This is a genomic window from Mycolicibacterium boenickei (assembly GCF_010731295.1).
GTDB lineage: Bacteria > Actinomycetota > Actinomycetes > Mycobacteriales > Mycobacteriaceae > Mycobacterium > Mycobacterium boenickei.
Map to the genome: position 1 here is coordinate 3067871 of NZ_AP022579.1, position 21147 is coordinate 3089017.

General features: G+C 67.6%; 19 protein-coding genes. 13 read left to right on the forward strand and 6 right to left on the reverse strand.

What is annotated here, in order from left to right; genetic code table 11:
• The first annotated feature begins 36 nt into the window (after positions 1-36).
• The 3 genes from lpqS (at position 37) to G6N57_RS14615 (ending at position 2849) form a co-directional block, all read left to right on the forward strand.
• Positions 37-429, forward strand: a complete 393-nt coding sequence (gene lpqS / locus G6N57_RS14605; RefSeq protein ID WP_097926085.1) for a putative copper homeostasis (lipo)protein LpqS — start codon at positions 37-39, stop codon at positions 427-429.
• A 72-nt stretch (positions 430-501) separates the two neighbouring features.
• Complete coding sequence (locus tag G6N57_RS14610) at positions 502-1590, forward strand: PLP-dependent cysteine synthase family protein (protein ID WP_077743137.1); 1089 nt, start codon at positions 502-504, stop codon at positions 1588-1590.
• The gene (locus G6N57_RS14615; RefSeq protein WP_077743138.1) at positions 1587-2849 is read left to right on the forward strand and encodes an MFS transporter; all 1263 of its coding nucleotides are present in this window, start codon (positions 1587-1589) and stop codon (positions 2847-2849) included. Before G6N57_RS14610 ends, G6N57_RS14615 begins: the two co-directional genes overlap by 4 nt.
• Here G6N57_RS14615 and G6N57_RS14620 read toward each other — a convergent pair.
• A complete protein-coding gene (locus G6N57_RS14620; protein ID WP_077743140.1) occupies positions 2830-3711 on the reverse strand; it encodes an AIM24 family protein in 882 nt (293 codons plus the stop codon). The genes G6N57_RS14615 and G6N57_RS14620 overlap by 20 nt on opposite strands.
• Positions 3712-3829: 118 nt before the next feature.
• Here G6N57_RS14620 and G6N57_RS14625 point away from each other — a divergent pair, with 118 nt between their 5' ends.
• From G6N57_RS14625 to G6N57_RS14635, 3 genes are all read left to right on the forward strand, one after another.
• Positions 3830-4828, forward strand: a complete 999-nt coding sequence (locus tag G6N57_RS14625) for a zinc-binding dehydrogenase (protein ID WP_322790682.1) — start codon at positions 3830-3832, stop codon at positions 4826-4828.
• A gap of 27 nt (positions 4829-4855) precedes the next feature.
• Positions 4856-5059 carry a hypothetical protein gene (locus G6N57_RS14630; protein ID WP_036448363.1) on the forward strand — a complete coding sequence of 68 codons (204 nt, stop codon included), beginning with the start codon at positions 4856-4858 and terminating at the stop codon, positions 5057-5059.
• Positions 5060-5137: 78 nt separating this feature from the next.
• The gene (locus G6N57_RS14635; protein WP_077743143.1) at positions 5138-5668 is read left to right on the forward strand and encodes an ATP-binding transcription factor AbmR; all 531 of its coding nucleotides are present in this window, start codon (positions 5138-5140) and stop codon (positions 5666-5668) included.
• Here the strand turns inward: G6N57_RS14635 and G6N57_RS14640 are convergent.
• Both G6N57_RS14640 and G6N57_RS14645 read right to left on the reverse strand, forming a co-directional pair.
• Positions 5665-7557 carry an ABC transporter ATP-binding protein gene (locus G6N57_RS14640; protein WP_077743145.1) on the reverse strand — a complete coding sequence of 631 codons (1893 nt, stop codon included), beginning with the start codon at positions 7555-7557 and terminating at the stop codon, positions 5665-5667. The genes G6N57_RS14635 and G6N57_RS14640 overlap by 4 nt on opposite strands.
• Positions 7554-9299 (reverse strand): ABC transporter ATP-binding protein, encoded by a 1746-nt coding sequence (locus G6N57_RS14645; protein ID WP_077743147.1) that lies wholly within the window; start codon positions 9297-9299, stop codon positions 7554-7556. The genes G6N57_RS14640 and G6N57_RS14645 overlap by 4 nt, the downstream gene beginning before the upstream one ends.
• A gap of 117 nt (positions 9300-9416) precedes the next feature.
• Here G6N57_RS14645 and G6N57_RS14650 point away from each other — a divergent pair, with 117 nt between their 5' ends.
• Both G6N57_RS14650 and G6N57_RS14655 read left to right on the forward strand, forming a co-directional pair.
• Positions 9417-10010, forward strand: coding sequence for a DUF3558 domain-containing protein (locus tag G6N57_RS14650; protein ID WP_077743148.1), 594 nt, complete (start codon positions 9417-9419; stop codon positions 10008-10010).
• The gene (locus G6N57_RS14655) at positions 10010-10564 is read left to right on the forward strand and encodes a DUF3558 domain-containing protein (RefSeq protein ID WP_077743149.1); all 555 of its coding nucleotides are present in this window, start codon (positions 10010-10012) and stop codon (positions 10562-10564) included. Before G6N57_RS14650 ends, G6N57_RS14655 begins: the two co-directional genes overlap by 1 nt.
• Here G6N57_RS14655 and G6N57_RS14660 read toward each other — a convergent pair.
• Complete coding sequence (locus G6N57_RS14660) at positions 10561-11082, reverse strand: SixA phosphatase family protein (RefSeq protein WP_077743150.1); 522 nt, start codon at positions 11080-11082, stop codon at positions 10561-10563. The genes G6N57_RS14655 and G6N57_RS14660 overlap by 4 nt on opposite strands.
• 130 nt (positions 11083-11212) lie before the next feature.
• Here G6N57_RS14660 and G6N57_RS14665 point away from each other — a divergent pair, with 130 nt between their 5' ends.
• From G6N57_RS14665 to G6N57_RS14675, 3 genes are read left to right on the forward strand one after another with little or no spacing between them, the layout of a single operon-like run.
• Positions 11213-12373 carry a metallophosphoesterase family protein gene (locus G6N57_RS14665; protein ID WP_077743151.1) on the forward strand — a complete coding sequence of 387 codons (1161 nt, stop codon included), beginning with the start codon at positions 11213-11215 and terminating at the stop codon, positions 12371-12373.
• A complete protein-coding gene (locus G6N57_RS14670; protein ID WP_077743152.1) occupies positions 12370-15012 on the forward strand; it encodes an AAA family ATPase in 2643 nt (880 codons plus the stop codon). Before G6N57_RS14665 ends, G6N57_RS14670 begins: the two co-directional genes overlap by 4 nt.
• Positions 15013-15048: 36 nt before the next feature.
• On the forward strand, positions 15049-16554 hold the full coding sequence (locus tag G6N57_RS14675; protein ID WP_077743153.1) for a GMC family oxidoreductase: 1506 nt from the start codon (positions 15049-15051) through the stop codon (positions 16552-16554).
• Here G6N57_RS14675 and G6N57_RS14680 read toward each other — a convergent pair.
• A complete protein-coding gene (locus tag G6N57_RS14680) occupies positions 16545-17762 on the reverse strand; it encodes an acyl-CoA dehydrogenase family protein (protein WP_077743154.1) in 1218 nt (405 codons plus the stop codon). The genes G6N57_RS14675 and G6N57_RS14680 overlap by 10 nt on opposite strands.
• 140 nt (positions 17763-17902) lie before the next feature.
• Between G6N57_RS14680 and G6N57_RS14685 the strand changes: the two genes are divergently transcribed.
• Both G6N57_RS14685 and G6N57_RS14690 read left to right on the forward strand, forming a co-directional pair.
• Entirely contained in the window at positions 17903-19168 is a 1266-nt protein-coding gene (locus tag G6N57_RS14685) for an alpha/beta fold hydrolase (protein WP_077743155.1), read from the forward strand.
• Entirely contained in the window at positions 19165-19437 is a 273-nt protein-coding gene (locus tag G6N57_RS14690; RefSeq protein WP_077743156.1) for a hypothetical protein, read from the forward strand. Before G6N57_RS14685 ends, G6N57_RS14690 begins: the two co-directional genes overlap by 4 nt.
• A 32-nt stretch (positions 19438-19469) precedes the next feature.
• Here the strand turns inward: G6N57_RS14690 and G6N57_RS14695 are convergent, their stop codons facing one another.
• The gene (locus G6N57_RS14695; RefSeq protein WP_097926102.1) at positions 19470-21101 is read right to left on the reverse strand and encodes an oligopeptide ABC transporter substrate-binding protein OppA; all 1632 of its coding nucleotides are present in this window, start codon (positions 21099-21101) and stop codon (positions 19470-19472) included.
• Between the last annotated feature and the right edge of the window lie 46 nt (positions 21102-21147).

Genomic DNA, 21147 nt, shown 5'->3' on the forward strand with positions numbered 1-21147 from the left:
ACAGTGGGAAACATCGTGATGTCGGGCAGCTCTCGCATGCACTCACTGTCACGGCTGGCGGCCATGATGGTGATGGTGCTGTGGGTGGGAGCTCTCGCCGGCCAATGGCAGGCGACGAGCCACGATCACCCCACACATCTTCCGCATGCGGTCTCGGCTGCGATCGGCGCAGACACCGCTTCGATGATGCTGGACCACCCGCATGTCGGCGACAACGCGGCTTCACACATGCCGGACGGCTTCACCGCCGCCGTGCTGCCCAGGCCTTCCGTCACCCCTGCCGCGCTTTCCGTCGTGGCACTCCTGGTCGGCTGTGCGGTGTTGTGCGCGTGCGCTGCGGTGCGCGTGCAGCGAGGTCCACCTGACCGCCATGGTGTCCTACTCGCCGGACAGGAACTTCTGATCCGGATCTGTATCACGCGCCGCTGATCTGCCTGCGTACCAACGCAGTCCAGGTCAGTTGCCGCGCTTGACCGCGGCGGATACAGAAACGGCAAATCCATGAATCATGCTCTGTCCACCCGTTCATTTCACGTCCTGCGCCGAAACCGTGGGCCCAACACCATGGTCGGTCACACTCCCACGCTGTGGGTGTCCACTCCGTTCGCCGACGCTGGGCGCGGATTCTGGGCGAAACTCGAAGGTTTCAACCCTGGCGGTATGAAGGATCGCCCCGCGATGCACATGGTGGAGCAGGCCCGGGCCAGAGGTGACCTGAAACCCGGTGGTCGGATCATCGAATCAACCAGTGGCACATTGGGTCTGGGGCTCGCATTCGCGGGAACGATGTATCACCACCCGGTGACACTGGTGACCGATCCGGGACTGGAGCCCATCATCGAGCGCATGCTGACCGCCTACGGCGCCGACGTTTCGATGGTGGCAGAGCCGCATCCCACCGGCGGCTGGCAGCAGGCCCGGCGTGACCGCGTGGCCGAACTGCTCGCGGCCGACGAAACCGCCTGGTATCCAGACCAGTACAACAACCCGGACAACGTCGAGGCCTACCGGCCGCTGGCGTTGGAGCTCAATGCCCAGATCGGCCATGTCGACGTGCTGGTCTGCTCGGTGGGCACGGGCGGGCATTCGGCCGGGGTGGCGCGGGTGCTGCGGGAGTTCAACCCGAACATGCGCTTGATCGGGGTCGACACGATCGGTTCCACGATCTTCGGTCAACCTGCCGCCACCCGCGTGATGAGGGGTCTGGGATCGAGCATCTACCCCCGCAATGTCGACTACGGTGCGTTCGACGAGGTGCACTGGGTGGCGCCGGCCGACGCGGTGTGGGCCGCCCGGAAGCTGGCCTCGACCTACTACGCGAGCGGAGGCTGGAGCGTCGGCGCGGTGGGCCTGGTCGCCGGTTGGGCGGCCCGAAACCAACCGCACGGCACCACCATTGCCGCGGTGTTCCCCGACGGTCCGCAGCGGTATTTCGACACGGTGTACAACGACGACTACTGCCGTGACCTCGGGCTGCTCGATCACCAGCCCGCCGACGATCCGGAGACGATCGCCAAGCCCACTGACCGGGTCGTGCAATCCTGGACGCGGTGCGAGACCGTCGCCGATCCGATGGCGGTGGCCGGATGAGCGGGCTCGTCAAACAGTTCCGCAGTTTCGATCTGCCCAGCCGGCTGTTGATGATCAACCAGTTCGGCATCAATCTCGGCTTCTACATGCTGATGCCGTACCTGGCCGGCTATCTCGCCGGGCCGCTCGGTCTCGCGGCGTGGGCGGTCGGGCTGGTGCTTGGCGTGCGCAACTTTTCGCAGCAGGGCATGTTCATCGTCGGCGGCACCCTGGCCGACCGGTTGGGCTACAAGCCGCTGATCGTAGCCGGATGTCTGTTGCGTACTGCGGGATTCGGCCTGCTCGTCGTCGCGGACTCGCTGCCTGCGATGCTGATTGCTTCGGCGGCAACAGGTTTCGCCGGAGCGCTGTTCAACCCAGCGGTTCGGGCCTATCTGGCCGCCGATGCCGGTGACCGGAGGGTCGAGGCGTTCGCGACGTTCAATGTGTTCTACCAGGCCGGGATCCTGCTGGGGCCGCTGGCGGGAATGGCGTTGCTGGCGTTCGATTTCCGGGTGACCGCCGCCGCGGCGGCCGGGGTCTTCGCGGTGCTGACCGTGGCGCAGCTGCTCGCGCTGCCGGGGCACCCCGCGGAGGCCGTGACGCAGCGGAGTTCGGTGCTCGAGGACTGGCGCAGCGTCGTCGCCAACCGCGGGTTCCTGTTGTTCGCGGTGGCGATGATCGGCTCGTACGTGCTGTCCTTCCAGGTCTATCTGGCGTTGCCGCTACAGGCTGCGGCACTGCGCCCCGGGGACGAAACAGCACTGGTGGCAGCCGTGTTCGTGGTGTCCGGTGTGATCGCGGTGGGAGGTCAGCTGCGCATCACACGATGGTTCGGTGATCGCTGGGGTCCGCGCCGCAGCCTGGTGGTCGGCTTGCTGGTGCTGGCGGCGGCTTTCGTCCCGATGGCCGTGGTGCCCGACGGCGACCGGTTCGGTACCGCGGCCGCTGTTGCCGCCCTGCTGGGCTCGTCGGCGCTGCTGGCGCTCGGCTCGGCCGCGGTGTTCCCGTTCGAGATGGACACCGTCGTGGCGCTTTCGGGCGATCGGCTGGTGGCCACCCACTACGGCTTCTACAACACCGTTGTCGGAGTCGGGATCCTGCTGGGCAACGTGGCGACCGGCTCGCTGATCGGTGCGGCGCGCGCCGCGGGCCTGGCCGAATTGGTGTGGCTGGGCCTCACGGCAATCGGGCTGGTGTCCGCGGCGGCGCTCTACCTGCTGACTCGGGACGGCGGGAAGTTGGCGCCCGCCGCGTCGCTCACTGCATCGGAACCGTGACACCCTCCGAGGGCTGCACGATCACAAAGCCGTTGCCGTGGAAGGCGACCTGAAGCGCCTCGCCCGAACCCCGGCCGATCAGTGCGCCGGCCTTGAAGCTCGTCTTGAGCTGAGTCTGCAGGTGTGCCGACCACGCCACCACCGCATTGGTGTCGGCGAAGGTCGGGGCCTCGGAGGCGTCGAGCACCACCGGCGGGCCGTCGGTGGTCAGCGCCACCCATCCGGTACCGCGCAGCGTGGTGTTGAACAGGCCGCCGGTGGCGATGCTGCCGCCGCGGACCCGTTCGATGTTCCAGTTCAGGCTCGAGGAAAAGGCCAGGACGTTCTTGCCGCTCACCGACAGGCCCGAGTTGGACAGCTGCAGCAGGTGGACGTCGAAACCCTGATCGGCCAGGAACACATCGCCCTGCCCCTGGCAGCGCATGAGTGGCAGACCTTCGCCGGTGAGGGCCTTCTTGATGAACTTGGAGGCGCCACCGCCTTCGAAGGCGAAGTCGACGTTGCCCTGATAGGCGACCATCGAGCCCTGCCGGGCCATGAACGGTTCGCCGAGGCGCACCCGCAGCATCTTCTTGTTCTGGTTGGCGATCGGCGTCGCCTCTTTCTCGCTGAACCGGCCGTCGACGAGTTCTCCGCTGATCCCGGCGAATCCGTCACCCGTGGGTTGGGCGGGGGCTTCCGGTCGCTGGGGTTGCTGCTGTTGAGGTTGGGCCTGCTGCGGGGGAGTCGCGAGTGGAGCCCGCCCGGGCTGACCCTGATGCGAGACCTGGTCGGTCCAGGATTGCCCGTCCCACCACCGGTAGTCGTAGCGGCCATCGGGGTCAGGTAGCCAGCCGGGTTGCCAAGATCCGTTCACAGTCATGCGCTCAGGCTACAAGTGACGGATTTCGGAAAGTACTGTAAAGATTACGGTAGCCTGGTTCGGATGCTCGGCGAGAGGTTCTGTGGGTATGAAAGCCGTTGTCACACAGCGTGGTTCGGTGGGTATCGGTGAAGTTGCAGAGCCGGTGCCGGGCCGCGGGCAGGTGCTCGTCGCCCCGCTGGCGTGCGGGATCTGCGGTTCGGACCTGCACCTCGTCGAGTCGCAGGCCGCGATGCCCGATCTGCTGCCTGCGATCGTGCTCGGGCACGAGTTCGTCGGCGAACTGCTCGACTACGGTCCCGGTGCCGAACGAACGATTCCGCTCGGGACACCGGTCACCTCTGTTCCCTACCTGGACGCCGGCGACGGCCCGCAGCTGGTGGGGCTGTCACCGGCGGTGACGGGTGGGCTGGCCGAACGCCTGGTTCTGCAGGAGCGGCGATTGCTCCCGGTAGCTGGGGACGTCCCATTGCGTTACGCGGCGTTCACCGAGCCGTTGGCGGTGGGAGTGCATGCCGTGGCCGCGGCCGACCTGCAGCCCGGTGACACCGTCCTCGTCGTCGGATGTGGTCCGGTGGGGCTGTCGGTCATCGCCTGCCTGAAGGCGGCGGGCGTGGGGCCCGTCGTCGCGGCGGATTTCTCGCCGAGCCGCCGTGTGCTGGCTGAGCAGATCGGTGCTGACGTGGTCGTCGATCCGGCAGCGAGCAGCCCGTACCAGAGTTGGACCGAGCTGGCCGGCGTCCCGGTACCGGTGTCGCCGCTGATGGATTCGCCGCAGCAGGCCAATACGGTGGTATTCGAATGTGTCGGAGTGCCGGGCATTCTCGCCACCGTGATGGACTCGGCGCCTCCGCACACCCGGATTGTGGTGGTCGGGGTGTGTATGCAGCCGGACACCATCACGCCGGTGGTCGGCATCACCAAGGAACTCTCGATCCGTTTCGTGTTCGCCTACCGTCCCGACGAGTTCGCCAAGGCCCTGGACTGGATCGTCAGCGGCACGGTGGACGTGGCGCCGTTCGTGACGGCGACGCTGCCGCTGGATGCGGCCACCGAGGCCTTCGACGAACTCCGGCAGCCCGACAAGCACTGCAAGATTCTGCTGCTGCCCACCTGACTGGTGGTCAGCTGGCATTCTGGTGCCATGGCAAAGGAAATCGACCCGCTCCGTGCCCAGGGTGCGCTCGCGGTACTCAAGCAGCACCCCGGCATGGTGCTGTTCGCGGTGTCGCCGGCGATCATCGTGCTGGGCGCCGTGTGGTGGATCGCCGGCCCGGGCTGGGCCGGTCTGCTGCTGGTCGCCCTGGTGCTGGCCGGCGGGGCTGCACTGCTGCTCAAGCGCAACTGACCGCGCGGCCGTGAAAATCGACGTTCGCCGGTGGTGAACGCCGTCCCATCAGCGGTGTAACGGTGTAATCATGTAATCATGAACAAACATCAACACCATCGCCGGTCCGCTGACGAGGCCGCCGAATGGTTCGCGGGCCGATTGCCCGACACCTGGTTCACCGGCGATCCGACGGTGATCGTCGACCGTGAGGAGATCACCGTCATCGGCCGGCTTCCCGACGGTTCCGAAGAGGAGACCGCGGCCCGGGCTTCCGGACGGGCCGCCCGGTTCCGGGAGGAGACGCGGGGCGAGCGCATGCGTATCGCCGACGAGGCGCAGGGCCGCTTCGACCGCAAGGTGTCCTGGGGCGTCGAGGTGAATGTGAGCGAAGGCAGCACCGAGCGAATTCTGTTCACCCACATCGCCGTACCGGTGATGACCCGGCTCAAGCAGCCCGAACGGCAGGTACTCGACACCCTGGTCGACGCGGGTGTGGCGCGCTCCCGTTCCGACGCGCTGGCCTGGTCGGTGCGCCTGGTCGGCCAGCACACCGAGGAGTGGCTGGGCAAGCTACGCGAGGCCATGAAGACGGTCGACGACCTGCGGGCCGAAGGTCCCGGCGCCTAGACCTGGGTCATTTCCCAGTACCGGCCGTGCCGAGACATCAGCTCCTCGTGGGTACCGCGTTCGATGATGCGGCCGGCGTCCATCACCAGGATCAGGTCCGCATCGCGGATCGTCGAAAGCCGGTGGGCGATGATGAAACTCGTGCGGTCCCGGCGCAGTTCGGCCATCGCCTGCTGGATCAGCAGTTCGGTTCGGGTGTCCACCGCGCTGGTGGCCTCGTCGAGAACCAGCACCCGCGGTCGCGCCAGCACCGCCCGCGCGATCGTGATGAGCTGCTTTTCGCCCGCACTGATGGCGCCGCCGTCGTCATCGACCCGGGTGGCATACCCGTCGGGCAGGGTGTGCACGAACCGGTCGACATGGGCCGCCCTGGCCGCCTCGATCACCTCGTCCTCGGAGGCATCCGGGCGGCCGTAGGCGATGTTGTCGTAGATGGTGCCGCCGAACAGCCAGGTGTCCTGCAGCACCATGCCGATCGAGGACCGCAGCGACTGCCTGCTCACCGTCGAGATGTCGACACCGTCGATCAGGATCCGGCCCGAGTCGACGTCGTAGAACCGCATCAGCAGGTTCACGCACGTGGTCTTGCCGGCGCCGGTGGGACCCACGATGGCCACGGTGCTGCCCGCCTCGGCCACCAGCGACAGGTCTTCGATCACCGGGGTGTCCGGAAGGTAACCGAAGTTCACGCGGTCGAATTCGACGCGGCCGGTATGGATCTGCAGCGGGGGATCCGGGTCTGGTGACTGTTCCTCGGCGTCGAGCAGGTCGAAAACGCGCTCGGCGCTGGCGATCCCGGATTGCAGGGTGTTGTACATCCCGGCGACCTGGCCCAGCGGCTGGTTGAACTGACGCACGTACTGGATGAACGCCTGGATGCTGCCCAGGGTGATCTGTCCTCCGGCCACCTGCAGGCCGCCCACCACGGCGACCGCCACGTAGCTCAGATTGCCGATGAACATCGTCGACGGCCCGACCAGGCCCGAGAAGAACTGCGCCCCGATGCTGGACCGGTAGACGTCGTCGTTGAGCTCATCGAAGCGCCGCTGCGCGGCTTCCCGGTGCCCGAAGGTCTTGACGATCGTGAAACCGCTGTAGGTCTCCTCGATGTGGGCCGCCATCCGGCCGGTGTTGCGCCACTGTGCGACGAACAACGGCTGGGAGCGGCGGGTGATCCAGCGGGTCACCCACAGTGACAGCGGCACCGTGACGACGGTCAGCAGCGCCAGCAGTGGCGAGATGGTCAGCATCATCACCAGGACCGCGAATACGGTCAGGATCGAGGTCAGCAGTTGGCTGATGGTCATCGAGACCGAGGTCTGAATGTTGTCGATGTCGTTGGTGACCCGGCTGAGCACCTCACCGCGCTGACGGGAATCGAAGTAGGACAGCGGAAGTCGGTGCAGCTTGTCCTCCACCTCGGCCCGCAGTGCCACCATGGTGCGCTGCACGGTGACGTTGAGCAGCCGAGCCTGCAGCCAAACCAGTACTGCGGCAAGCAGGTACAGGCCCAGCGCCAGGGCGAGGGTGCGGGCCACCGCCGCGAAGTCCACTCCGTGGCCGGGAACGACGTTCATCCCGGACAGCAGGTCGGCGAAGGTGGTGTCGCCGCGGGCCCGCGCGGCCGCGACGGCCTGCTCCTTGGTCAGCCCCGCGGGTAACTCGCGACCGATCACGCCGTTGAACAGCAGATCGGTGGCGTGCCCGAGAATCCGTGGGCCGATGACGCCGATCGCGATCCCGCCCACGCCGAGCAGCACCACCGAGATGGCCAGACCACGTTGCGGCACCAGGCGTCTGAGCAGTCGCAGGGCTGAGCCGCGGAAGTCGCGGGTGCGTTCGGGAGGTGCGGCGGGTGTCCCCGAGCGGCGCAGCACGGGCCCGGTCATCGCGGGTCTCCGGCGGTGATCGCCTGGGAGGCGGCGAACTCGGAGTAGGTGGGGCAGTCGGCGAGCAGGGTCTCATGGGTGCCGATGCCGACGATGCGGCCGTCCTCGACCACGATCACCCGGTCGGCCTCGATCACGGTCGAGATCCGTTGCGACACGATGAGCACGGTGGCGTCGCCCGCCACCTCGCGCACGGCGGCCCGCACCCGGGCATCGGTGTGTACGTCGAGAGCCGAGAACGCGTCGTCGAACAGGTAGATCGCGGGCCTGCGGATCACCGCCCGGGCGATCGCGAGCCGTTGCCGCTGCCCGCCCGAAAAATTGATGCCGCCCTGGGCGACCGGGCGTTCCAGCCCCTCGGGGTGGGCGGCCACGAAGTCGTCGGCCGCGGCGATCCGCAGCGCCTCCCACATCTGTTCCTCGGTGAGCTCCTGTCCCGGCGCCGCGCCGTAGCGCAGGTTCTCGGCGACCGTTCCGGAGAACAGGTAACCGCGCTGGGGGACCAGGCCGATCGACGCCCAGAGCTGTTCGAGGTCGAGGTCGCGGACATCGTGTCCGTCGATGCGTACCGCGCCGGAGCTGACGTCGTAGAACCGGCAGATCATCGCGAGCAGGCTGGACTTGCCCGAACCGGTGGACCCCACCACAGCGGTGGTGGTGCCGCGTGCTGCGGTGAACGAAACCTGCTGCAGTACCGGGCGATCGGCACCCGGGTAGCTGAATGAGGCGTCGTCGAAGGTGATCTCGCCGGCCAGCGTCGCCGGCCGCACGGGATCTTCGGGGCTGGTGATCTGGGGCCGGGTGGCCAGCACGCCGGTGACGCGTTCGGCGCACACCGACGCGCGTGGCAGCATCACCGCCAGCACGGTCGCCATCAGCACGGCCATCAGGATCTGCATGAAGTAGGCCAGGAACGCGATCAGCGAGCCGACCTGCATGTGCCCGGTGTCGATGCGCAGCCCGCCGAACCAGATCAAGGCGACGCTGGACACGTTGATCACCAGCGTGGTGGCAGGCAGCATCAGCGCCTGCCACTGCCCGGCTTCCACGGCGGTGGCCGACAGGGACTCGTTGGCATCGGCGAACCGGCGTGCTTCGACGGGTTCGCGGGCGAAGGCCCGGATCACCCGGATCCCGGACAGCTGATCGCGCATCACCCGGTTGATCCCGTCGATCAATCGCTGCATGCGACGGAAGATCGGCATCAGGTGCCGGATGATCCAGTAGTTGGTCAGGGCCAGCACCGGCACACTGACCAGCAGCAGCCACGACAGCCCGGCGTCCTGGTGCAGCGCCATCAGGATTCCGCCGATCGACATGATCGGCGCGGTGATGAGAATGGTGGCGGTCATCTGCAGCAGCTGCTGGATCTGACCGACGTCGTTGGTGGTGCGGGTCAACAGCGACGGTGCACCGAACCGCGCGGTCTCCTCCGCCGAGAACGTGGTGACGTGGTGGAAGACCGCCGAACGCAGATCGCGACCGAAACCCATGGCCGCCCGCGACCCGAAGAACACCGCGCCGATGGCGCACGCCACCTGCAGACCGGTGACGGCCAGCATCACGCCGCCGAGTTCGACGATCCGCCGGGTGTCGCCCTTGGCCACTCCGTCGTCGATGATGGCCGCGTTGACCGTCGGTAGATACAGCGACGCCAGGGTGCTGATCACCTGAAGTGTCGCGACGACCGCGAGCAGCCGCCGGTACGGCCGCACGTACTGTCGCAGCAGCGCCCAGAGCATCTGGCTACTCTTGCACACCCGTGCGGTGCGGGTCAGTGTCCGGCCGCCGTGTGTCCGCGTTGCTGAAAGTCCAGGTCAGTCGGCATGTCGGGATAGGGCATAGGTGTTGCCGCTACAGTGCATGGCGTGACTGTCCGCACGGCCGCCTTGCCACGATCTCGCAGCGCCAGAGCCTTCGCGGTGTTGGCTGCGGCAATGGTTCCGGTGTTCGCCGCCTGCTCGTCCGGCGAGCCGGCGTCCCCGCAGGTTCCGCAGACCGAGACGCCGAGTGCCGGCGGTGCGAGCAAGCACGGCCCGCATTTTCCGCACTGCGGTGGCGTGACCGACCAGACGGTGACCGAGTTGACCCAGGTGCAGGGGCTGGTCAACACCGCGACCAATTCGTCGGGCTGCCAGTGGCTGCAGGGCGGCAGCATCCTGGGTCCGCACTTCTCGTTCACCTGGTTCCGGGGCAGTCCGATCGGCCGCGAACGCAAGACCGAGGAGCTGTCGCGGACCAGCGTGGAGGACATCAACATCGAGGGTCACGGTGGTTTCATCGCCGTGGGGGAGAACCCGCTCAAGGCCGGCGACGTGAATCTGTGTGAGATCGGTATCCAGTTCGACGACGATTTCATCGAGTGGTCAGTGAGCTTCGACCAGAAGCCCTATCCCGATCCGTGCGAGGTCGCCAAGGAGCTGACCCGCCAGTCGATTGTGAATTCCAAATGATGACGCGACGCGGGACCAGGGGACTGACGGCTGCGCTCGCCGGGTTGACGGTGTTCGTCGGGTTGACCGGGTGCACCACGACGGTGGACGGCACCGCGGCCAAGGAGGGTTCAGGTGGCGGCCCGAGCAACAACAAGTCCGAGAAGACCTATCCCAACCTGCTCAAGGAATGTGACGTCCTGACCACGGACATCCTGGCGAAGACGGTGGGTGCCGACCCGCTGGACATCCAGAGCACGTTCGTCGGGGCGGTGTGCCGCTGGCAGGCGGCCAACCCGGCCGGCCTGGTCGACATCACCCGGTTCTGGTACGAGCAGGGCAGCCTGGACAACGAGCGTCAGACGGCCGAGAAGCTGCAGTACGCGATCGAGCAGCGTCGGATCGCCGGCGTCGACTCGATCATCATGAGGCCCAACGGGCTCAACGGCGCATGCGGCGTGGCCAGCGACGCGGCCGGCGTGGTCGGTTGGTGGGTGAATCCGCAGGGGCCGGGCATCGACGCCTGCCCCATGGCCACCAAGCTCATGGAACTGACGCTGGCCACCAACTCCTAGCGGGGCACGTGGAAGCGCACCAGTGTCGCGCCGCCCAGCGCGAGCTGGTCCCACGGGTCGCTGGTACGCAGCATGGCGATCGCCGAGGTCGGGAACTTCAGCGAGATGCTCTCCGCCGCAGTGCGGTTGGACCCGTCGGCCAGGCCCAGTGCGACGGCGGACATCGCCGGTTCGTGTCCGATGACCAGCACCGTCGACGGGTCGGTGCCGAAACGTGACGACACTCCGTTGATCTCGTCGATCACGGTGCCCGGCCTGGCGTCGTAGATGCGCTCGGCGAACTGGACGGGTGCATCGATGCCGGTGCGCTCCAACGTCTGACGGGTCCGGGTCGCCGTCGAGCACAGCACCGCGTCCACCGCGGCGAAATTGGCGCGGATCCACTCACCGGCCAGGCCGGCCTCCCGGATGCCGCGCGCTGCCAGCGGACGGTCGTGGTCGGCCACCCCGTCGGGATAGTCCGATTTGGCGTGGCGCATCAGCAGCAGGGTTCTGATCGGACCGGTCGGATTAGCCATTCTTCACACGGTATCGGCAAACCGGGGCCATGCCGCCGCAGGTCCCCGGACTTGTCGGGCCCCGGTTTTACACTCGCCTTGCTCCACGAACATGCGCCCGCGGGGGCCGTAGACAGAAGGGACGGGGCCGATGCGTTTTCTGCACACCGCCGACTGGCAACTCGGCATGACCCGTCACTTCCTCGGCGCCGGTGACGGTGAGGCTCAACCCCGTTACTCGGCGTCGCGCCGTGAGGCGGTCGCAGCCCTCGGCGCTGTGGCGGCCAGAACGGGTGCCGAGTTCGTGGTGGTGTCCGGGGACGTGTTCGAACACAACCAGTTGGCCCCGCGTGAGGTGAGCCTGTCGCTGGAGGCCATGCGGGCCATCGGCGTGCCGGTGTACCTGCTGCCGGGCAACCATGACCCGCTCGATGCCGCGTCGGTCTACACCAGCGCGCTGTTCACTGCGGAATGCCCGGACAACGTCGTGGTCCTCGATCGCGCCGGCGTGCACGAGGTGCGGCCCGGGTTGGAGATCGTGGCGGCGCCGTGGCGTTCCAAGGCGCCCACCTCGGACCTGGTCGGTGATGTCCTCGCGGACCTGCCCGCCGACGGGGTCACCCGAGTGGTGGTCGGGCACGGTGGCGTCGACATCCTGGATCCGGACAAGGACAAGCCGTCGGTGATCCGGCTCGCCGCCGTCGAGGACGCGCTGGCGCGCGGCGCGATTCACTATGTGGCATTGGGGGACAAGCACTCTCGCACCGAGGTGGGGTCGACCGGCCGAGTCTGGTACTCGGGGTCACCCGAGGTGACGAACTACGACGACATCGAATCCGATCCGGGTCACGTCCTGGTGGTCGAGATCGACGAGACCGATCCGCACCGCGGGGTCCGGGTGGACTCGGAACGGGTGGGCCGGTGGCGGTTCATCACGCTGCGCCGCGAGGTGGACACCGATCGTGATGTGGCGGACCTGGATCTGAATCTGGATCTGTTGGCGGACAAGGAACGCACCGTGGTCCGGCTGGCCTTGACGGGCTCGCTGACGGTGACGGACAAGGCGGCGCTCGACGCCTGCCTGGACCGCTATGCCCGGTTGTTCGCGGCGCTGACACTGTGGGAGCGGCACACCGAGATCGCCGTCCTGCCGGCCGACGGTGAGTTCGACGACCTCGGTATCGGAGGCTTCGCGGCGGCGGCAGTGGACGAGTTGGTGGCCACCGCGCGCACCGATGGTGCCGGGGCGGACGACGCGCGGGCGGCACTGGGGTTGCTCCTGCGCCTGGTGGATCGGGAGAGTGCGGCATGAAACTGCACCGCCTGGTCCTGACCAATTACCGCGGCATCACCCACCGCGAGATCGAGTTCCCCGACCACGGTGTGGTGGTGGTCAGCGGCGCCAATGAGATCGGCAAGTCCTCGATGATCGAGGCCTTGGATCTGCTGCTGGAGGCCAAGGACCGCTCGGGCAAGAAAGAAGTCAAGCAGGTCAAGCCGACCCATGCCGACGTCGGCGCCGAGGTGATGGCCGAAATCTCCACCGGCCCTTACCGGTTCATGTACCGCAAGCGGTTTCACAAGCGTGCCGAAACCCAGTTGACGGTGCTGGCGCCGGTGCGTGAGCAGCTCAGCGGCGACGAAGCGCACGAGCGGGTGCTCGGCATGCTGTCCGAGACCGTCGACACCAGCCTGTGGCAGGCCCAGCGGGTGCTGCAGTCCAGCTCGACCGCACCGGTCGACCTCTCTGGCTCGGATGCACTGGCCCGGGCACTGGATGTGGCGGCAGGCGAGGCGGTCGCCCTCTCCGGGGATGAGCCGCTGCTGATCGAGCGCATCGACGCGGAGTATCTGCGCTATTTCACCGCCACCGGCCGCCCCACCGGTGAGTGGGCGGCGGTGACCAAGCGGCTCGCCGCCGCCGAGGACCAGGTGGCGCAGTGTGCCGCCGCGGTGGCCGAGGTCGACGACGCGGTGCGCCGGCATGCCGAACTCACCGCCGAGGTCGCCGAATTGACCGGTCAACGGGAGCAGGCCCAGGTCGGGCTGGCCGCGGCCCGCAAGGCTGCCGAAACCGTCGCGGCACTGGTGCAGCGACTCAAGGAGGCCGAGGTGGTCGCCGAGGCCGCCCGGGTGGCCCAGGCTGCATCGGCTGCCGCGCTCACCGAACGGCGCCGGTTGCGCGCCGAGCTCGACGAGCGGGCCGGGGCCATCACCGAACTGCAGGCCGCCCTCGGGGTGGCCGAGGGTGAAACCACAACGGCGCGTGAGGTTCACGAGGCTGCCGAGGAGGCGGCCGAAAAGGCTCAGGCCGCAGCGCGGGAACAGGAGCTCCGGGTCGAGGCGGCCCGGGCCACTCTGACGCGCATGACCGACCGTGACGAGGCCGATCGGCTGGCCACCCGGCTGAGCAAGATTGACGCCGGTACGCGGGAACTCGACCGGACCACGGCCGAACTCGCCGAGATCAACCTCGACGATGCCGGGATGCGGGCCATCGAAGCTGCCGCCGTAGCGGTGGAACGCGCTGCGGGACAAGCCGAACTCGCCTCGGCGCGCATCGAACTCGTCGCGGCCGAGAACCTCGATGTCCGGGTGGACGACGCCCGGGTGGCTTTGGAGGCGCATCAACCGTGGTCGGTCAACACCACGGCCGACACGGAGATCGACGTGCCCGGGGTGCTCACCGTTCGGGTGGTGCCGGGCACGCCCGCCGCGCAGACCCGGGCCCGACTAGACGAGGCGCAGGATGCGCTGACGGCCGTGCTGGCCACTGCCGGGGTCGACGGTGTGGAGGCCGCGCGTGCCCTCGACACCCGTCGCCGCGACCTGCTCGGCAGCCGGGATCGGTTGCGCGCCACTGTCGATGCGCTCACCGGTGAGGACGATCTGGCGGATCTGCGGGCACGGCTGGCGCAGCTGCGGGCCGGCCAGCCGGATGAGACCGGGTTGTTCGAGTTGTCCGGGCCCGCCGATATCGGTACCGCCCGAACCGAACTCGACACCGCCGTTGCCGCACACCGGCAGGCCGTGGCCGACAGCGAGACCAGCCGCAAGGTGGTCGCCGCAGCGGCCAAGAAGCTGGCGGACAAGTCGACCCGGTTGAGTGTGCTCCGTGACAAGCTCACCACGGCCCAGGCCGAGCTGACCGTGGCGGGCGGTCGGTTGGAAGTCCAGCGCGCACAGACCGGTGACGACGAGTTGGCAGTCAGGGCCCAGGTCGCCGACGAGGAGGCCGTTGCCGCCGCAGGCCGCGTCGCCACTCTGCGGACCGAATTGTCTGCCACCGAACCGGATTCGGTGACCGCCGCGTTGGATGAGGCGGTCCGCACCGCCGGGCTGCTGGATGCCCGGCACGGGACGGCGGTCGAGGGTCTGCGCGAGGTGGCCGCCCAGCTCAAGGTGTACGGCACGCAGGGCCGCAAGGGGCACCTCGATGCCGCCGAGACCGAACGCGAACACGCCCACACCGAGTATCTCCGGGTGTACCGCCGCGCCCGCGCGGCCGAGACGTTGCGTTCGGTGATGGCACGCCACCGTGACGCCACCCGGCAGCGCTACGCCGATCCGTTCCGCCTCGAGGTCCAACGGCTGGGCCGGCTCGTGTTCGGTGAGGATTTCGAGGTCGACGTGGACAGCGACCTCAACATCCGGACCCGCACGCTGTCCGGTCGGACGGTGCCGTACGAATCGCTGTCCGGCGGCGCCAAGGAGCAGCTGGCCATCGTGGCGCGGCTGGCCGGCGCCTCGATGGTGGCCAAAGAGGACAGCGTGCCCGTCATCATCGACGATGCACTGGGCTTCACCGATCCCGACCGGCTGATCAAGATGGGCGCGGTGTTCGACGCCGTCGGAGGCGACGGACAGGTCATCGTGTTGACCTGTAGTCCCGAGCGCTACGCCAGTGTCGGCGGTGCACACCACATCGAACTGACCGCCACATCGAATTAGCCGCGCCCGGCCGCGCCGGGCCATACACTCCGCCACGTGGAGGCTGACTACATCGTGGTGGGGACCGGCTCGGCGGGCGCGGTACTGGCGAACCGGCTGAGTGCACAACCGGATGTGTCAGTGCTGGCGCTGGAGGCCGGACCGCGCGACCGCAACAAGTTCATCCATATTCCGGCGGCATTCTCGAAGTTGTTCCGCAGCGAGGTCGACTGGGACTACCTGACCGCGCCGCAGCCGGGACTCGACGGGCGCCAGATCTATTGGCCGCGTGGCAAAACGCTCGGTGGCTCGTCGTCGATGAATGCCATGATGTGGGTCCCGGGCTTTCCCGCCGATTACGACGAGTGGGGCGATCATGCCGGCGCGGACTGGAACTACGCCGGGCTGGAAAAGTATCTGAAGCGGATCGAAGCCGGGCCGCTGGTGATCGAGGCACAGCGCAGCCCGCGCGGTTCGACGGCGGCGTGGCTGGCCGCGGCCAAGGAGTGCGGATACGACGGGTTCTGCGAGACCCGGGTGACCCAGCGCCGCGGCGCCCGATGGAGCACCGCCGACGCGTACCTCAAGCCGGCGCTGCGGCGTCGCAATCTCCAGTTGCTCACCGAGGCCACCGCCACCCGGATCGTCTTCGCGGGCAACCGGGCGATCGGTGTCGAGTTCGACAAGGGTGGCGTCCGGGATGTGGTGACGGCGCGCCGCGAGGTCATCCTGTGCGGGGGAGCGATCAACTCCCCGCAGCTGTTGATGTTGTCGGGGATCGGAGACCGGGACCAGCTGACACGGCACGGCATCGAGGTGACCCGGCACGCGCCCACCGTGGGCACGAATCTCCTTGACCATCTGGTGGTTCCGCTGGGATTCGACGTTCCCGACGACAGCCTGTTCGCCGCCGAGAAGCCGCTCGAACTCCTCAATTATCTGGCTCGCCGTCGCGGCATGCTGACGTCCAACGTCGGGGAGGCGTACGGGTTCGTGCGCAGCAGGCCCGAATTGGATCTCCCCGACCTCGAACTGATCTTCGCCCCGGCCCCCTTCTTCGACGAAGGTATCGGCGACCCGTATGGCCACGCGGTGGTGATGGGCCCCATCCTGCTCAAGCCCCGCAGCCACGGCACCATCACGCTGCGGTCGGCCGATCCGATGGACAAGCCGATCATCGACCCGCGCTACCTGAGCGACGAAGCGGACCGCACCGCACTGATGGCCGGCCTGCGGATAACCGCCGACATCGCTCGGGCGCCGGCGCTGGCGAAGGTGGTCGGCAAGGTGGCCAGGCCGCTCGACGCGGCCAACCTGGACGACGAAACATTCACCCGTGCAATCAATTCGGTGTCACACACGCTGTATCACCCGGTCGGCACCTGCCGAATGGGAACCGACGAGGACAGCGTGGTGGACCCGCAACTACGGGTCAGGGGAATCGAGGCGTTGCGGGTCGCCGACGCATCCGTGATGCCGACACTCATCCGTGGGCACACCCACGCGCCCAGCGTGTTGGTCGGTGAGAAGGCCGCGGACTTGATCAGCCAGGGTCAGAAGTAGGCGTTGGCCGGAACGGGTGTGCCGTCCAACAGGTTCTGGCCGATCACCCGCGCCTTGTACGCCACCGGGTTGTGCAGGGTGATGGTGCGGATGTTGCGCCAGTGCCGGTCCAGGTTGCGCTGCCGGGAGGCCGCGCTCGCGCCGCCCAGTTCCAGCAGGCGGGTCGCGGCCTCGGGAGCAACGTCGTCGAGGTGCACCTTGACCTTGGCGACCTTGAGCTGTGCTTCCGCGGCGAGCCGCGCATCGGGCACTCCGTCGACTGCGGAATCGGTCGCGTCCCCGATCGCCGCGGCCGCATCCAGTACCGCGGCCCGGGCCACGTAGGCGGTGCTGGCCAGCACCCCGAGTTGGCGTTGCAGCAGCGGGTCGTCGGTGGGTCGCTCGGTGACGGCATGGCTGAAGTTGCGTTCGCGTGAGCGCAGCAGCGCAACGCCGTCGTCGACGACATTGGCCAGGATGCCGGCGACCACGGCGTGGATGAACAACTGCAGCGCGGCGTATTGCACGGTGGGCACCGGATCGGCGTCGTACGGGGTGTCGGACAGAATCTCGTCGGCTGCGACCGCGACATTCGTGAGGGTCGTGGTTCCTGTTCCGGTGCGGCGCTGACCGAATCCGTCCCAGTCGTCGACCAGCCGCACGCCCTCGCGGTCGGTGGGCACCAGGACGTTGGCCACCGAGTCGTGGTCGGTGGTGGCGGTCACGGTCAGGTAGTCGGAGAACAGCGTGCCGGTGCTGTAGTACTTCTCGCCGGTCAGCCGGAACCCTGACCCGGTTGGATCGGCCAGCAGCCGGGTGTTGAACACCAGGCTGCCCACCGCCAGGGAACCCTTCTCGCTGAAGGCATTACCGAAGATCTTGCCCTCGGCGATCTTGCTCAGCCAGTGTTTGGACACCGGATCGTCGGCGTTGCGCAGGCGCTCTTCGGTGAACCAGAAATGGGTGCGGAAGATGTGGGCCACGATCGGGTCGGCCTTGGCCACGTCGATCACGGCGGAGAACAGCTGCGGCACAGTGAATCCGGCGCCGCCGAGGGATTCGGGCAGGCGCAGGGTGCCGAAACCGGCCCGCTTGAGCGCGGCCACCTGATCGAACGGGTTCTCGTCGTTGAGGTCGCGGTCCTTGGCGCCCGCGGCGATCGAGGCCAGCAGCTCATCCCATTCCGGCGTACCGGGCAAAACACGGGTCACGTTCTCAACGGTGGTCATGTCACCGTTTGTATCCGCACCGGCTATCGGAGGGCACGCGTTTCGATCAGCCCGAACCTAAGCTGCTCGGACAAGATATCCGTGGTCAGGTAGTCGGGCCAGCTATCTGATCTGGACGTTGCGCGGCACAATGGAGCGCAATGACGATGAACGCCAAGCGTAGGCGCGCGCACGACAAGCTCGCCGCGCTACCGGGGGTGCGGGCGGTGCGACGCCCGGTCAGTCCGGGTTCCGACGAGTTCGACCTGTTCTACGTACGGACCGGGCGCAAATCGACGCATCCGGTGGTGATCATCCCTGGCGGCCCCGGCGTCGCCTCGATTCAGCCGTACCGCGCGCTGCGCCGGCGTGCGGCGGCAGCCGGATTCGACGTGATCATGATCGAGCACCGGGGCATCGGGATGTCGCGGCACACCGATGCGGGTGCGGACCTGCCGCCGGCGGCCATCACCGTCGAACAGGTGGTCGACGACATCGCCGCGGTGCTCGATGACGCCGGAGTGCACGAGGCGGTGCTCTACGGCACGTCGTACGGCAGTTACATCGCGGCCGGATTCGGGGTACGGCATCCCGACCGGATCGCGGCGATGGTGCTGGACTCTCCGCTGCTGTCCACCGGCGACATCGAAGCGATGCGCAGTGCGATTCGCGGTTTGCTGTGGGAGGGCTCCGACCCCGAGACCGCGGAGCTGGCCCCGAAGGTCCGGCGCCTGGTGGCCGACGGGGTGCTGGCCACCAGAGGGGGAGAACTGGCGGGGCTGCTGTATGGGTTCGGCGGTCCTGCCCTGTTGGACCGCCAGCTCGACCTGCTGTTGCGCGGGCACACCCTGGTGTGGTCGGCCCTGGCCCGGCTGAGCCGGCTCTCGACGCGAAAAGCGCCGTACCGCAACGAGGTAGACCTCGTCGGGCGCATCGCCTTCCGAGAGTTGAACTACGCCGGGGTGCCCGATGGTCTGCCGTTGGATCCGGCGCTGGAGATGGCCGACATGATCGGCAGCGCCAAGCAGTACGAACCCTTCGAGGCGGAGCCCTTCGACCTGATGACCGAGTTACCCGACTTCCACTGGCCCACCGTAGTGGTGTCCGGCGGCCGGGACCTGACCACGCCTCCTGCCGTGGCCGAGCGGGTCGCGGCACTGGTGCCCGATGCTGTTCTGGTTCGGATGCCGACCGTCGCGCACAGCGTGCTCGATACCCGGGAGCGTGCTGCCTTCGCGGTGATCCGGGCGGTCTGCGACGGTGTGGCGGAGCAACTTTCGGCCACCGCGAACGAGCTGGACGAGCTGCCCGCCCGCGGTGTCATCCGGGTCGCGGTCTCGGCGATAGCGGCGGCGACTGCCGTGGAAGCGGTCATACCTGCCGCTCGGTCAGCGGGACGCCATCCCGGAAATGCGGGAACACGATGAGCGACAGGCGCTTCGAGACGACGCACGTGTACCGGGAGCACTGGTTCTCGCTGGGGGTCGACACGATCACCGGCGGTCACTATTTGTCGATACCCGTGAGCCTCCAGATCGTCGATTACACGGAGTATTACGCGATCGACGACACCGAGTATCGGGCATTTGTCGCCGACCCTTCCTCGGCGATCCCGTTGGCCGATGGTTGCCGGCGTCGTGAGTGTGATGACCGGCTGATCGTGCCGCCGCCCCCCAACCGCGGTTCGGCAATCTGAACCCTCGGCCGGCTCGACACGCATCGGCGCGACTACTTGACGAACCCGACCTTGGTGTAATCGGTGTCGGCCAGGCCGGGGGCTCCGAAGTTGGCCAGGCTGCTCCGCACCGCGACGTTGCCGGGTGACTGGAACAGCGGCAGGCTGAACACCTCTTCGAACAGCATCTGGTCGAGCTCGTTGGCCAGGGCGCGCGCCTTGACCGGGTCCAGCTCCTTCAGCGTGGCTTCGATCTTGGCGTCGATCTCCGGGCTGCCGATCTTGCCGAAGTTACTGGCGCCGTCCTGCGCGTAGATCTGGGTCAGTGAGCTCAGCGGGAAAGCGTCGCCGAGGAAGGCGAACTGAGCGATGTCGAAGTCGCCCTTGATGATGTAGTTGGTGAAGAACCCGGTACCCGGCTTGGTGTCGAGCTTCAGGTTCACTCCGATCTGGCCGAGCATGTTCTGCGCGATCTGAGCCACCTGCCGAGTGCTGCCCGCGTCGTAGAACACGTTGCGGATGACGAGTTCCTTACCGTCTTTCTCTCGGAACTGCCGTCCCTCAGGCACTTTCCAGCCCAGTGCGTCGAGTTCGGCCTTGGCTTTCTCGGGATCGAAGGCGACGGACGCGGCGTTGTCCTGATAGCCCTGCTGACCCGCGACGTAGATGTGGTTGTTCAGCGGCACCGGATTGTCCGTCAGCCCGCGTTGGGTGATGTTGGCCAGCGCCTGGCGGTCGATGCCCTTGGCGACCGCACGACGCAGCGCCGGGTCGGCCAGGATCGAACCGGGCGCACCGTTGAAGGTCAGGTGGTACCAGCTCGCCGACGGTGCCCGGCGGATGCTGATGCCCGGAGTCTTGCGGGCGATGGTCAGTTCGTCCAGCGACACGGTGCCGGTGGCGTCGATGGTGTTGTTCTGCAGCGCCGGGATCCGCGCGGCGTCATCGAGGACCAGGTAGGTGATGCTGTCCAGCAGCGGCGGCGCGCCCCACCATTTCGGGTTGCGGCTCAACGTGATCCGCTGTGCGCCCCGGTCGATGTTGGACACCATGAACGGGCCCGCCGACGGTCCGGGTGCGGTGAGCTGTCCCTTGTTGAAGACCTCAGGGGTCGCGGTCATGCTCTTGGGCAGCAGCCGGCCGTTACCGGCGAACATGCCCTTCCAGTCCGCGTACGGCTTGTCGAAGGTCATCACCGCCTGGCGGTCGTCGACACCGCGGGTCACCGATGCCACCCGCTCGAAGCCGTTGGGTGCGGCGATGACGAACGCCGGGTTCTTTCCGCTGTTGGCCTCGGTCTGGGACTTGATGTCCTCCCAGGTGATCGGGGTGCCGTCGCTCCACACCGCCTTGGGATTGATCGTGTAGGTGACGACCTGGGGGTTGGTCCCCGTCAGTTCGACGTTGGTGAAGTAGTCGGTGTTCACCGTCGCCGACCCGTCCGCGGCGATCACGAAGGTGCGGGGCATGGTGGCCCTGGTGAGCGCGCCGACGTCGCCCGTGTTGCCGTCGAGGTGCAGCGGGTTGAAGTTCGACGGGAACTCGGTCAGCGCCAGGCGCAGGTCGCCGCCCTGCCGAAGGTTCGCCACATCCTGCGGATTGATGTCGTTGGTGGTGCCCACTTCGGCGTTGCCGCCGGCCGATGGGGCTTCCCGCTCGCCGCCCGAGCATCCGGCCAGAGCCAATACGCTGACGGCTGCGACGACGGCGAAACGCTGGAACTTGAACCCC